The sequence below is a fragment of the Stutzerimonas stutzeri genome, from assembly GCF_000590475.1.
In the GTDB taxonomy this organism is placed as follows: domain Bacteria; phylum Pseudomonadota; class Gammaproteobacteria; order Pseudomonadales; family Pseudomonadaceae; genus Stutzerimonas; species Stutzerimonas stutzeri_D.
This window is the reverse complement of sequence record NZ_CP007441.1, coordinates 684,513-697,117: the sequence shown is the minus strand read 5'-3', so window position 1 is coordinate 697,117 and position 12,605 is coordinate 684,513. Positions and strand designations below refer to the sequence as shown.

At 56.4% G+C, this 12,605-nt stretch carries 22 protein-coding genes; all 22 read right to left on the bottom strand.

The window, feature by feature from the left end; translation table 11 throughout:
* The 22 genes from rpsE to rpsG all read right to left on the bottom strand — a co-directional run bounded on the left by rpsE (window position 1) and on the right by rpsG (window position 12,568).
* Window positions 1–501 carry a 30S ribosomal protein S5 gene (gene rpsE, locus CH92_RS03285; RefSeq protein ID WP_019339966.1) on the bottom strand — a complete coding sequence of 167 codons (501 nt, stop codon included), beginning with the start codon at window positions 499–501 and terminating at the stop codon, window positions 1–3.
* Between the two features lie 3 nt (window positions 502–504).
* The gene (rplR, locus tag CH92_RS03280; protein ID WP_025240351.1) at window positions 505–855 is read right to left on the bottom strand and encodes a 50S ribosomal protein L18; all 351 of its coding nucleotides are present in this window, start codon (window positions 853–855) and stop codon (window positions 505–507) included.
* A gap of 10 nt (window positions 856–865) precedes the next feature.
* Window positions 866–1,399: a 50S ribosomal protein L6 gene (rplF, locus tag CH92_RS03275; protein ID WP_025240350.1), complete on the bottom strand. Its 534-nt coding sequence runs from the start codon at window positions 1,397–1,399 to the stop codon at window positions 866–868.
* 12 nt (window positions 1,400–1,411) lie between these two features.
* Window positions 1,412–1,804 (bottom strand): 30S ribosomal protein S8, encoded by a 393-nt coding sequence (rpsH, locus tag CH92_RS03270; RefSeq protein ID WP_003281824.1) that lies wholly within the window; start codon window positions 1,802–1,804, stop codon window positions 1,412–1,414.
* 191 nt (window positions 1,805–1,995) lie between these two features.
* The gene (rpsN, locus tag CH92_RS03265; RefSeq protein ID WP_025240349.1) at window positions 1,996–2,301 is read right to left on the bottom strand and encodes a 30S ribosomal protein S14; all 306 of its coding nucleotides are present in this window, start codon (window positions 2,299–2,301) and stop codon (window positions 1,996–1,998) included.
* A gap of 13 nt (window positions 2,302–2,314) precedes the next feature.
* A complete protein-coding gene (gene rplE, locus CH92_RS03260; RefSeq protein WP_019339970.1) occupies window positions 2,315–2,854 on the bottom strand; it encodes a 50S ribosomal protein L5 in 540 nt (179 codons plus the stop codon).
* Window positions 2,855–2,873: 19 nt separating this feature from the next.
* Complete coding sequence (rplX, locus tag CH92_RS03255) at window positions 2,874–3,188, bottom strand: 50S ribosomal protein L24 (RefSeq protein ID WP_025240348.1); 315 nt, start codon at window positions 3,186–3,188, stop codon at window positions 2,874–2,876.
* Between the two features lie 11 nt (window positions 3,189–3,199).
* Window positions 3,200–3,568, bottom strand: a complete 369-nt coding sequence (gene rplN / locus CH92_RS03250; RefSeq protein ID WP_003289207.1) for a 50S ribosomal protein L14 — start codon at window positions 3,566–3,568, stop codon at window positions 3,200–3,202.
* Between the two features lie 23 nt (window positions 3,569–3,591).
* Window positions 3,592–3,858 (bottom strand): 30S ribosomal protein S17, encoded by a 267-nt coding sequence (rpsQ, locus tag CH92_RS03245; RefSeq protein WP_025240347.1) that lies wholly within the window; start codon window positions 3,856–3,858, stop codon window positions 3,592–3,594.
* A gap of 2 nt (window positions 3,859–3,860) precedes the next feature.
* Entirely contained in the window at window positions 3,861–4,052 is a 192-nt protein-coding gene (gene rpmC, locus CH92_RS03240; RefSeq protein WP_003289209.1) for a 50S ribosomal protein L29, read from the bottom strand.
* Window positions 4,052–4,465 (bottom strand): 50S ribosomal protein L16, encoded by a 414-nt coding sequence (rplP, locus tag CH92_RS03235; RefSeq protein WP_003176421.1) that lies wholly within the window; start codon window positions 4,463–4,465, stop codon window positions 4,052–4,054. Before rplP ends, rpmC begins: the two co-directional genes overlap by 1 nt.
* 12 nt (window positions 4,466–4,477) lie before the next feature.
* A complete protein-coding gene (rpsC, locus tag CH92_RS03230; RefSeq protein WP_021209375.1) occupies window positions 4,478–5,164 on the bottom strand; it encodes a 30S ribosomal protein S3 in 687 nt (228 codons plus the stop codon).
* A 13-nt stretch (window positions 5,165–5,177) separates the two neighbouring features.
* On the bottom strand, window positions 5,178–5,510 hold the full coding sequence (gene rplV, locus CH92_RS03225; RefSeq protein WP_003103908.1) for a 50S ribosomal protein L22: 333 nt from the start codon (window positions 5,508–5,510) through the stop codon (window positions 5,178–5,180).
* Window positions 5,511–5,523: 13 nt separating this feature from the next.
* Window positions 5,524–5,799 carry a 30S ribosomal protein S19 gene (rpsS, locus tag CH92_RS03220; protein ID WP_021209376.1) on the bottom strand — a complete coding sequence of 92 codons (276 nt, stop codon included), beginning with the start codon at window positions 5,797–5,799 and terminating at the stop codon, window positions 5,524–5,526.
* 16 nt (window positions 5,800–5,815) lie between these two features.
* Window positions 5,816–6,637 (bottom strand): 50S ribosomal protein L2, encoded by an 822-nt coding sequence (rplB, locus tag CH92_RS03215; RefSeq protein ID WP_019339975.1) that lies wholly within the window; start codon window positions 6,635–6,637, stop codon window positions 5,816–5,818.
* A gap of 14 nt (window positions 6,638–6,651) precedes the next feature.
* Window positions 6,652–6,951, bottom strand: a complete 300-nt coding sequence (gene rplW, locus CH92_RS03210; protein ID WP_025240346.1) for a 50S ribosomal protein L23 — start codon at window positions 6,949–6,951, stop codon at window positions 6,652–6,654.
* Complete coding sequence (gene rplD / locus CH92_RS03205) at window positions 6,948–7,550, bottom strand: 50S ribosomal protein L4 (protein WP_025240345.1); 603 nt, start codon at window positions 7,548–7,550, stop codon at window positions 6,948–6,950. The genes rplW and rplD overlap by 4 nt, the downstream gene beginning before the upstream one ends.
* A 12-nt stretch (window positions 7,551–7,562) precedes the next feature.
* A complete protein-coding gene (gene rplC, locus CH92_RS03200; RefSeq protein WP_025240344.1) occupies window positions 7,563–8,198 on the bottom strand; it encodes a 50S ribosomal protein L3 in 636 nt (211 codons plus the stop codon).
* 81 nt (window positions 8,199–8,279) lie between these two features.
* Entirely contained in the window at window positions 8,280–8,591 is a 312-nt protein-coding gene (rpsJ, locus tag CH92_RS03195) for a 30S ribosomal protein S10 (RefSeq protein ID WP_003186070.1), read from the bottom strand.
* A 149-nt stretch (window positions 8,592–8,740) separates the two neighbouring features.
* Window positions 8,741–9,934, bottom strand: coding sequence for an elongation factor Tu (tuf, locus tag CH92_RS03190; RefSeq protein ID WP_025240334.1), 1,194 nt, complete (start codon window positions 9,932–9,934; stop codon window positions 8,741–8,743).
* A gap of 30 nt (window positions 9,935–9,964) precedes the next feature.
* Window positions 9,965–12,067, bottom strand: coding sequence for an elongation factor G (gene fusA / locus CH92_RS03185; RefSeq protein WP_025240343.1), 2,103 nt, complete (start codon window positions 12,065–12,067; stop codon window positions 9,965–9,967).
* Window positions 12,068–12,097: 30 nt separating this feature from the next.
* Window positions 12,098–12,568 carry a 30S ribosomal protein S7 gene (gene rpsG, locus CH92_RS03180; RefSeq protein ID WP_019342051.1) on the bottom strand — a complete coding sequence of 157 codons (471 nt, stop codon included), beginning with the start codon at window positions 12,566–12,568 and terminating at the stop codon, window positions 12,098–12,100.
* Between the last annotated feature and the right edge of the window lie 37 nt (window positions 12,569–12,605).

Sequence of the window (12,605 nt, the reverse complement as noted above, 5' to 3'; positions counted from 1 at the left end):
TCAGGAAATCTCCTCAACGCTCTTGCCACGCTTTGCAGCGATCGACTCAGGCGACTGCATGGCCTTCAAACCCTTGAAGGTGGCATGAACCACGTTCACCGGATTGGTAGAGCCGTAGCACTTGGCCAGGACGTTCTGTACGCCAGCTACTTCCAGAATGGCGCGCATCGCACCACCGGCAATAACACCGGTACCTTCCGAAGCAGGCTGCATGTAAACCTTGGAAGCGCCATGCGCCGCCTTGGTAGCGTACTGCAGCGTGGTGCCGTTCAGATCGACCTGGATCATGTTGCGGCGAGCCGCCTCCATGGCCTTCTGAATGGCAGCTGGCACTTCGCGGGACTTACCACGACCGAACCCTACTCGACCCTTACCATCACCCACTACGGTCAACGCAGTGAACGTGAAGATACGGCCACCTTTTACTGTCTTGGCGACGCGGTTAACTTGAACCAGCTTCTCAATGTAGCCTTCGTCGCGCTTTTGCTCGTTATATGCCATAACTTAGAACTCCAGCCCGCCTTCACGAGCAGCATCAGCCAGTGCCTTGACACGACCGTGGTACTTGAAGCCAGAACGGTCGAACGCCACCTGGGTGACACCTGCGGCCTTAGCACGCTCAGCGACCAGCTGACCAACTTTCTTGGCAGCGTCGACGTTGCCGGTGGCTCCGTCGCGCAGTTCTTTGTCGAGAGTCGAGGCACTGGCCAGGACCTTGCCGCCGTCGGCCGAAAGGACCTGGGCGTAGATGTGCTGGGAAGAGCGGTACACACAAAGGCGTACGGTTTCCAGCTCGCGCATCTTCAGGCGTGCCTTGCGAGCGCGACGCAGACGAGTAACTTTCTTTACGCTCATTTGCTATGCCCTACTTCTTCTTAGCTTCTTTACGACGGACCACTTCGTCCGAGTAACGCACGCCTTTGCCCTTGTAAGGCTCAGGGCGACGGAAGTCACGGATTTCAGCAGCCACCTGACCGACCAGTTGCTTATCGACACCCTTGATCAGGATATCGGTCTGGCTGGGGGTCTCAGCGGTAACGCCTTGCGGCAGTTCATATTCCACCGGGTGCGAGAAGCCGAGAGCCAGGGACAGCACTTGACCTTTGGCTTGCGCCTTGTAACCAACACCAACCAGCTGGAGCTTGCGCTCGAAGCCCTGGCTGACGCCGATCACCATGTTGTTAACCAGCGCACGGGTGGTACCGGCCATGGCACGGTTCTGCTGATCGCCATTACGCGCAGCAAAACGGAGCTCACCGGCCTCGTGGATCACTTCCACAGACGAGTGCACGTTCAGTTCGAGAGTACCCTTGGCACCCTTCACCGAAAGCTGCTGGCCGGCCATGTTGAACTCAACACCAGCGGGCAGCTTGACGGGGTTCTTAGCAACGCGAGACATGCTTATCCCCCCTTAGAACACTGTGCAGAGCACTTCGCCGCCAACGCCAGCAGCGCGAGCAGCCCGATCAGTCATCACACCTTTGTTGGTGGACACGATCGAAACACCCAGACCGCCGCGAACTTTCGGCAACTGATCAACGGATTTGTACTGGCGAAGGCCAGGACGACTTACGCGCTTCAGCTCTTCGATGACCGGACGGCCTTCGAAGTACTTGAGCTCGATAGACAGCTGCGGCTTGGCGTCGCTGCTGACGTTGTATCCTGCGATATAGCCTTCACCCTGAAGAACGTTGGCTACAGCCACCTTCAAAGTGGAAGACGGCATGCTTACGACGGACTTTTCGGCCATCTGGGCATTACGGATACGAGTTAGCATGTCCGCTAACGGGTCCTGCATACTCATGGGCGCTTGGCTCCTAATTCAAAAAAATAAGCCCGCTAGGGCTCGTATCGCCATTTACCAGAAGAGCAGACACCTAAAAGGCGCGACTCGGGCGAGCCGAGCATTCTAGAGACTGTTCAGAAACGAATCAAGCCCCATAAGGGGCTTGATTCGACAACCGCGGTTCCGACATCGCGTGCCGGAGCGGCTAATTACCAGCTGGCCTTGACCAGACCTGGAACATCACCACGCATGGCGGCCTGACGCAGCATGTTCCGCGCAAGACCAAACTTGCGATAAACACCATGCGGGCGGCCAGTCAGGCGGCAGCGATTACGCAAGCGAGAAGCGCTTGCATCACGCGGCTGCTTCTGCAGAGCCACCTGGGCCTCCCAACGCGCTTCCGGAGAAGACTCCGGATTGGCGATGACCGCTTTCAGCGCGGCACGCTTCTGGGCGTACTTGGCAACCGTTTGCTGACGCTTCAGCTCGCGGTTCTTCATGCTTTGCTTAGCCATGTGCCTACTCCAATCAGTTACGGAACGGGAAGTTGAAGGCACGCAGCAGTGCGCGACCCTCTTCGTCCGTCCGAGCAGTAGTGGTCAGCGTAATGTCCAGACCACGGAGGGCGTCGATCTTGTCGTAATCGATTTCCGGGAAAATGATCTGCTCCTTCACGCCCATGCTGTAGTTGCCGCGACCATCGAAGGACTTGGCATTGAGGCCGCGGAAGTCGCGAACCCGAGGCAGGGAGATAGACAGCAGACGATCCAGGAATTCGTACATACGATCGCTGCGCAGGGTCACCTTGACACCGATCGGCCAACCTTCGCGAACCTTGAAGCCAGCGATGGATTTCCGAGCATGAGTCACGACGACCTTCTGGCCGGTGATTTTTTCAAGGTCGGCAACTGCATTGTCGATGATTTTCTTATCACCGATCGCTTCGCCGATACCCATGTTCAGGGTGATCTTGGTGATGCGCGGAACTTCCATCACATTGCCAAGCTGAAGTTCTTCCTTCAGCTTGGGAGCGATTTGCTTCCGATAAACTTCTTTTAGTCGTGCCATGGTTATCTACCTAGCAGTCTCAAGCTTCAACCGGCTTTTGGGTCGACTTGAAGACACGAATTTTCTTGCCGTCTTCGACTTTGAAACCAACGCGGTCAGCCTTGTTGGTTTCGCCGTTGAAGATAGCGACGTTAGAGGCGTGCAGAGGCGCCTCTTTTTCGACGATACCGCCCTGAACGCCTGACATAGGGTTCGGCTTGGTATGACGCTTCACCAGGTTGATACCACCGACAACCAGACGGTCGTCAGCGAGAACCCGGAGCACCTTACCGCGCTTGCCCTTGTCTTTGCCGGCGATGACGATGATCTCGTCGTTGCGACGAATCTTTTCCATGCGGCTTCTCCTTACAGCACTTCAGGCGCGAGCGAGACGATCTTCATGAACTTCTCAGAACGAAGTTCACGCGTCACCGGCCCGAAAATACGAGTGCCAATAGGCTCCTGCTTGTTGTTCAACAAAACAGCAGCATTGCCATCGAAGCGGATGATGGAGCCGTCCGGACGACGAACACCGTGACGGGTACGGACTACGACCGCAGTCATTACCTGGCCTTTCTTGACCTTGCCACGAGGAATCGCTTCCTTGACGGTAACCTTGATGATATCGCCGATGCCGGCGTAACGGCGGTGCGAACCACCGAGGACCTTGATACACATGACGCGACGAGCGCCACTGTTATCAGCCACATCGAGCATTGATTGAGTCTGAATCATATAATTTCTCCGACCCTTAGCCCTTAGACTTCGACGGCACGTTCGACGACATCAACCAACATCCAGCACTTGGTCTTCGCCATAGGACGAGTCTCGCGAATCGTGACCTTGTCACCGATACGGCACTGGTTGGTTTCGTCGTGGGCGTGCAGTTTGGTCGAACGCTTCACGTATTTACCGTAGATCGGGTGCTTGACGCGACGCTCGATCAGAACGGTGATGCTTTTGTCCATCTTGTCGCTGACGACGCGGCCAGTCAGCGTGCGGACAGTTTTTTCAACTTCAGCCATGATCACTTACCTGCCTGCTGGTTGAGCACAGTCTTGACACGAGCAATGTCGCGCTTGACTTGCGAGAGCAGGTGAGACTGCCCCAACTGGCCAGTTGCTTTCTGCATACGCAGATTGAACTGGTCGCGCAGCAGCTCGAGCAATTGCTCGTTCAGCTGCTGAGCGGATTTTTCACGAAGTTCATTCGCTTTCATCACATCACCGTCCGCTTAACAAAGGAGGTGGCGAGAGGCAGCTTTGCAGCAGCCAGGGCGAATGCCTCACGCGCCAGCTCTTCGGAAACACCCTCGATCTCGTACAGCACCTTGCCCGGTTGAATTTGGGCTACCCAGTACTCGACGTTGCCCTTACCTTTACCCATCCGAACTTCAAGCGGCTTCTTGGAGATAGGCTTGTCGGGGAAAACGCGGATCCAGATCTTGCCGCCACGCTTAACGTGACGAGTCAACGCACGACGTGCGGACTCGATCTGGCGCGCAGTGAGACGACCACGAGCAACAGACTTGAGAGCGAACTCGCCGAAGCTGACTTTGCTACCGCGCTGAGCCAAGCCACGGTTGTGACCCGTCATCTGCTTGCGGAATTTTGTACGCTTTGGTTGCAACATTTGGCGTACTCCTTACTTGGCAGCTTTTTTACGAGGCGCAGGCGCTTGCGGCTTCAGTTCTTCATGGCGACCACCAATTACTTCGCCTTTGAAGATCCAAACCTTGACGCCGATCACACCGTATGTGGTGTGTGCTTCGTAGGTGTTGTAGTCGATATCGGCACGCAGGGTGTGCAGTGGCACACGACCTTCCCGATACCATTCCGTACGGGCGATTTCAGCCCCACCCAGACGACCGCTCACCTGGATCTTGATGCCCTTGGCACCAATGCGGATCGCGTTCTGTACGGCGCGCTTCATGGCGCGACGGAACATCACGCGACGCTCCAGCTGCTGAGCGACGTTCTGTGCTACCAGCATTGCATCGAGTTCCGGCTTGCGGATTTCTTCGATGTTGATGTGCACAGGCACACCCATTTTTTTGGTCAGGTCCTGACGCAGCTTCTCAACATCCTCACCCTTCTTGCCGATCACGATACCGGGACGAGCAGTGTGGATGGTGATGCGTGCTGTCTGAGCCGGACGATGAATATCGATACGGCTTACGGACGCGCTTTTTAATTTGTCTTGGAGGTATTCACGCACGTTCAGATCTGCAAGCAGATAATCGGCGTACGTACGTCCGTCTGCATACCAGACGGAAGTGTGCTCCTTGACGATTCCCAGGCGAATGCCAGTGGGATGTACTTTCTGACCCATCTGATCGACTCCGTTACTTGTCCGCAACCTTGACAGTGATATGGCAAGACCGCTTGACGATGCGATCAGCGCGGCCTTTGGCACGCGGCATGATGCGCTTAAGCGAACGCCCTTCGTTGACGAAGACAGTGGAAACCTTCAGGTCATCCACGTCAGCGCCTTCGTTGTGCTCGGCGTTGGCCACGGCCGACTCCAGCACTTTCTTCATGATCTCGGCGGCTTTCTTACTGCTGAAAGCCAGCAGGTTGAGCGCTTCGCCCACCTTCTTCCCGCGGATCTGGTCGGCGACCAGGCGGGCTTTCTGGGCGGAGATGCGAGCGCCCGACAACTTAGCGGCTACTTCCATCTTTCCTTACCCCTTAGCGCTTGCCTTTCTTGTCCGCTACGTGCCCGCGATAAGTGCGGGTACCAGCGAACTCGCCGAGTTTGTGGCCGACCATATCTTCGCTCACGAGAACGGGAACATGTTGACGACCGTTATGCACAGCGATGGTCAAACCGACCATTTGCGGCAGGATCATGGAACGACGCGACCAGGTTTTAACCGGCTTACGATCGTTCTTTTCCATCGCCACTTCGACCTTCTTCAATAGGTGAAGATCGATAAAAGGACCTTTTTTCAGAGAACGCGGCACTGTCGTATCCCTCTAGTTACTTGCGACGACGGACGATCATGTTATCGGTGCGCTTGTTAGAGCGAGTCTTCGCGCCCTTGGTTGGGAAGCCCCATGGCGACACCGGATGACGACCACCGGAGGTACGACCCTCACCACCACCGTGGGGGTGATCGACCGGGTTCATTGCCACACCGCGAACGGTCGGGCGAACACCGCGCCAGCGCTTCGCACCCGCTTTACCAAGCGAACGCAGGCTGTGCTCGGAGTTCGAGACTTCGCCCAGGGTCGCACGGCACTCGGCCAGCACTTTGCGCATCTCGCCGGAGCGAAGACGCAGTGTTACGTAAGCACCTTCACGCGCGACCAACTGAGCCGAAGCACCAGCGGAACGAGCAATCTGGGCGCCCTTGCCCGGCTTCAGTTCAACACCGTGAACGGTGGAACCCAGCGGGATGTTGCGCAGCGGCAGGCTATTACCAGCCTTGATCGGCGCGTTCACGCCGGAGAGCAGCTGATCGCCAGCACTCACGCCTTTGGGGGCGATGATGTAACGACGCTCGCCGTCCGCGTACTTCAGCAGCGCGATGTGCGCAGTACGGTTCGGATCGTACTCGACGCGCTCAACGACAGCTGGAATGCCATCCTTGTTGCGACGAAAATCGACCAGTCGGTAATGCTGCTTGTGACCACCACCGATGTGACGCGTGGTGATGCGACCGTTGTTGTTACGACCGCCGGACTTCGACTTCTTCTCGAGCAGCGGAGCATAAGGAGCGCCTTTGTGCAGCTCCTGACCGACCACCTTGACCACAAAACGGCGGCCTGCGGAAGTCGGTTTGCATTTAACGATTGCCATGATGCACCCCCTCCTTACTCAGCGTTGCCGGCGAAATCGAGATCCTGGCCCGGCTGAAGTGCGATATACGCCTTCTTCCAGTCGTTGCGCTTGCCCAAACCGCGAGCGGTGCGCTTGGTCTTGCCCTGAACATTCAGGGTGCTGACCTTGGCAACTTTCACGTTGAACAGGCTTTCGACGGCCTTCTTGATTTCCAGCTTGGTTGCATCAGTAGCAACCTTGAAAACGAACTGGCTCTTGCTGTCGGCCAGCATGGTTGCCTTCTCGGAGACGTGCGGACCAAGCAGGACTTTGAATACGCGTTCCTGGTTCATCCCAGCAGCTCCTCGAACTTCTTCACAGCCGACACAGTAATCAACACTTTGTCATAGGCGATCAGGCTGACAGGATCCGAACCTTGCACATCGCGTACATCGACGTGCGGCAGGTTGCGAGCCGCCAGATAAAGATTCTGATCAACAGCATCGGAAACGATCAATACATCGCTCAGCCCCATACCCGACAGCTTGTTAGCAAGCAGCTTGGTTTTTGGACTGTCGACAGCGAAATCTTCTACGATGACCAGACGCTCGGAACGCACCAGCTCAGAGAGGATGGAGCGCAACGCAGCGCGGTACATCTTCTTGTTCAGCTTCTGCTCGTGATTCTGCGGACGAGCCGCGAAAGTCACACCACCGCCACGCCAGATCGGACCGCGTGAAGTACCAGCACGCGCACGGCCAGTACCCTTCTGACGCCAAGGTCGCTTGCCGCCACCGGACACATCGGAGCGAGTCTTCTGCTGCTTGCTACCCTGACGACCGCCAGCCATATAGGCGACGACCGCCTGGTGCACCAGCGTCTCATTAAACTCACCACCAAAGGTTTGCTCGGAGACTTCGATGGCTTGTGCGCCATTAACATTCAATTGCATGTGAACTCCCCCTTACCCGCGAGCCTTGGCAGCCGGACGCACAACTACGTCACCACCAGTGGCGCCGGGCACAGCGCCCTTGACCAACAGCAGATTACGCTCGGCATCGACACGCACGATTTCCAGGGACTGCACGGTTACGCGCTCGGCGCCCATGTGCCCGGACATCTTCTTGCCCTTGAAAACACGGCCTGGAGTCTGGCATTGGCCAATCGAACCCGGGACGCGGTGGGATACGGAGTTACCGTGGGTATTGTCCTGACCACGGAAATTCCAGCGCTTGATGGTACCGGCAAAGCCTTTACCCTTGGACTGACCGGTGACATCCACCATCTGTCCAGCCTGGAAAATCTCAGCGTTGATCTGGTCACCAACCTGGAACTCCTCACCATCAAGGCGAAATTCCCAGACGCCACGACCAGCTGCTACGTTCGCCTTGGCGAAGTGACCGGCCTGAGCCTTGGTAACACGGGACGCGCGACGCTCGCCTACAGTTACCTGTACAGCGCGATAGCCATCGCTTTCTTCGTTTTTAAACTGAGTGACGCGATTCGGCTCGATCTCAATGACCGTAACCGGAATAGAGACACCATCTTCGGTGAAAACGCGGGTCATGCCGCTTTTACGACCGACTACACCAATAGTCATGTTGTAACCTCATGAGTGTACGGGGCTTTCACCCGCTATGGCCGCCCATTTCAGAGCGTTACACGACTAAAACTCAACGTTTTAGCCGAGGCTGATCTGCACTTCCACGCCAGCCGCAAGATCAAGCTTCATCAGCGCATCGACGGTCTTGTCGGTCGGCTGGACAATATCCAGCACACGCTTATGAGTACGGATCTCATACTGGTCGCGCGCATCTTTGTTGACGTGCGGGGAAACCAGAACAGTGAACCGCTCTTTGCGGGTCGGCAGTGGAATCGGACCACGCACCTGAGCACCAGTACGTTTCGCGGTTTCCACGATTTCCTGGGTTGATTGATCGATCAGGCGATGGTCAAAAGCCTTCAACCGAATACGGATTTGTTGGTTTTGCATTTTGACCTCAGACTCCAATTAGCCATCCCTACCAAACGCAATACGCCCGGTAAAAGGAGGCGCAATTGTACGGATGCGTCCAGGGGGTGTCAATAAATGATCAACAATAGAAAAAGGGCCCCGAGGGGCCCTTTCCGGCATCGAAAATATTATTCGATGATCTTGGCAACCACGCCGGCACCAACGGTACGACCGCCTTCGCGAATGGCGAAGCGCAGACCGTCTTCCATGGCGATCGGAGCGATCAGGGTGACAACCATCTTGATGTTGTCGCCCGGCATTACCATTTCAACGCCTTCCGGCAGCTCGCAGTTACCGGTCACGTCAGTAGTACGGAAGTAGAACTGTGGACGGTAGCCCTTGAAGAACGGCGTGTGACGACCGCCTTCTTCCTTGCTCAGTACGTAGACTTCGCCTTCGAACTTGGTGTGCGGCTTGATGGTGCCCGGCTTGGCCAGAACCTGGCCACGCTCGACGTCATCACGCTTGGTGCCGCGCAGCAGCACGCCAACGTTCTCGCCTGCACGACCTTCGTCGAGCAACTTACGGAACATTTCAACGCCGGTGCAGGTAGTCTTGGTCGTGGCACGGATACCGACGATCTCGATTTCTTCCTGAACCTTGACGATGCCGCGCTCGACACGACCGGTCACAACGGTACCGCGACCAGAGATCGAGAACACGTCTTCGATCGGCATCAGGAACGGCTTGTCGATGGCGCGCTCAGGCTCCGGAATGTAGCTATCCAGAGTCTCGACCAGCTTACGCACGGCCGATACGCCCATCTCGTTGTCGTCCTGGCCGTTGAGAGCCATCAGCGCGGAACCGATGATGATCGGCGTGTCGTCGCCTGGGAAGTCGTAGGTCGACAGCAGGTCACGCACTTCCATCTCAACCAGCTCAAGCAGCTCAGCGTCGTCCACCATGTCTGCCTTGTTCAGGAAGACTACGATGTAGGGAACGCCAACCTGACGGGACAGCAGGATGTGCTCACGGGTCTGCGGCATCGGGCCGTCAGCAGCAGAGCAAACCAGGATCGCGCCGTCCATCTGCGCAGCACCGGTGATCATGTTCTTTACATAGTCAGCGTGGCCCGGGCAGTCAACGTGTGCGTAGTGACGGATCGAGGAATCATATTCAACGTGAGACGTGTTGATGGTGATACCACGAGCCTTCTCTTCCGGCGCGTTGTCGATCTGCGAGAAGTCACGCGCAGAGCCGCCCCAAGTTTCAGCACAGACCTTGGTCAGCGCTGCGGTGAGCGTGGTTTTGCCATGGTCGACGTGACCAATGGTACCAACGTTCAGGTGCGGTTTGTTACGTTCGAATTTTTCTTTAGCCACGACAGTAAACCTCTTACTTAAAGGGCTGAATCAACCTTGTTTTTTAACGATAGCTTCGACGATGTTCGACGGAGCCTCGGAGTATTTCGAGAATTCCATGGAGTAGCTAGCGCGACCCTGAGACATGGAGCGGACGTCGGTCGCATAACCGAACATCTCACCCAGCGGAACCTCGGCACGAATGACCTTGCCGGATACCGTATCCTCCATACCCTGGATCAGACCGCGACGACGGTTAAGGTCGCCCATCACGTCACCCATGTAGTCCTCAGGCGTCACCACCTCGACCTTCATGATCGGCTCAAGCACTACGGCGCCGCCCTTTTGGGACAGCTGCTTGGTCGCCATGGAAGCCGCAACCTTGAACGCCATCTCGTTGGAGTCGACGTCATGGTAGGAGCCATCGAACACAGTCGCCTTCAGGCCGATCAGCGGATAACCGGCGACCACGCCGTTCTTCATCTGCTCTTCGATGCCCTTTTGAATAGCGGGGATGTATTCCTTCGGAATGACACCACCAACTACCTCGTTGACGAACTGCAGGCCTTCTTGACCCTCATCTGCCGGCGCAAAGCGCACCCAGCAATGACCGAACTGACCACGACCACCGGACTGGCGAACGAATTTACCTTCGATCTCGCACGACTTGGTGATCTTCTCGCGATAAGACACCTGCGGCTTGCCGATGTTGGCTTCGACGTTGAACTCACGACGCATACGGTCGACGAGAATATCGAGGTGCAACTCGCCCATACCCGAGATAATCGTCTGGCCGGTCTCTTCGTCAGTCTTGACGCGGAACGAGGGATCTTCCTGGGCAAGCTTGCCCAGCGCGATACCCATCTTCTCCTGGTCATCCTTGGTCTTCGGCTCAACCGCCACCGAAATAACCGGCTCAGGGAAGTCCATACGCACCAGAATGATCGGCTTGTCCAGAGCACAGAGCGTGTCACCAGTAGTGACATCCTTCATGCCGATCAGGGCAGCGATGTCACCGGCGCGAACTTCCTTGATCTCTTCGCGGCTGTTCGCATGCATCTGCACCATACGACCAACACGCTCTTTTTTGCCTTTCACCGAGTTCAGAACACCGTCACCGGAGTTCAGGACACCCGAATAAACGCGAGCGAAGGTCAGCGTACCAACAAAGGGGTCGGTCGCGATCTTGAACGCCAGCGCCGAGAACGGCTCAGCGTCATCCGCGTGACGCTCCATCTCAATGGTTTCGTCATCGATATCGGTACCCTTGATCGCCGGAATGTCAGCTGGCGCGGGGAGATAATCGATAACCGCGTCGAGAACTAGAGGAACACCCTTGTTCTTGAACGACGAACCACAGACAGCCAGAACGATTTCGCCAGCGATTGTGCGCTGACGCAGAGCGGCCTTGATTTCCTCGGTGGTGAGCTCTTCACCCTCGAGGTACTTGTTCATCAGCTCCTCGGTCGCTTCGGCAGCAGCCTCGACCATGTTGCTGCGCCACTCTTCAGCCAGATCCTGAAGCTCAGCTGGGATCTCTTCCTCACGGAAGGTCATGCCCTTGTCATCGTCGTTCCAGTAGATGGCTTTCATCTTGACCAGATCAATCTGACCCTGGAAGTTATCTTCTGCACCGATGGCAAGCTGAATCGGAACAGGGGTATGACCCAGACGCTGCTTGATCTGCGCGACCACACGCAAGAAGTTGGCGCCTGCACGGTCCATCTTATTGACATAGACCAGGCGCGGAACACCGTACTTATTAGCCTGACGCCAAACGGTTTCCGATTGCGGCTCAACACCCGAAGTACCACAGAACACTACGACCGCACCATCGAGCACGCGCAGCGAGCGCTCAACTTCGATGGTAAAGTCAACGTGACCGGGAGTATCGATGATATTGAAACGATGCTTATCGAACTGCTTCTCGGATCCAGCCCAGAAAGCGGTAGTGGCAGCAGAGGTGATGGTAATACCACGCTCCTGCTCCTGCACCATCCAATCCATGGTCGCGGCGCCGTCGTGCACCTCGCCCATTTTATGGTTTACGCCGGTGTAAAAAAGGACGCGCTCAGTGGTGGTGGTTTTACCAGCATCCACGTGAGCGACGATACCAATGTTACGGTAGCGGTTAATCGGGGTAGTACGAGCCATAAAGCCCTCGCAAGTTGATGACGCTGAAAATTAGAAGCGGTAGTGCGAGAAGGCCTTGTTGGCTTCAGCCATACGGTGCACGTCTTCACGCTTCTTCACAGCAGCGCCTTTACCTTCAAATGCATCCGACAGCTCACCCGCCAAGCGCAGGGCCATGGATTTCTCACCACGCTTACGCGCAGCATCTACCAGCCAGCGCATGGCCAGCGCGTTACGACGGGACGGACGAACTTCGACCGGAACCTGGTAAGTCGCACCACCTACACGGCGGGACTTCACTTCGACCAGCGGAGCGATGGCGTCGAGTGCTTTTTCGAAGATTTCCAGGGGATCGGTGTTCTTGCGCTCCTTGACCTTTTCCAAGGCCCCATAAACGATACGCTCAGCTACGGCCTTCTTGCCGCTTTCCATCACGTGGTTCATGAACTTGGCGAGAATCAGACTTCCGTACTTCGGATCGTCAAGGATTTCGCGCTTGGCTGCTACACGACGTCTTGGCATTGATAAGCCCTCAAACGGTCTTCAGGTTAGCCCGGGA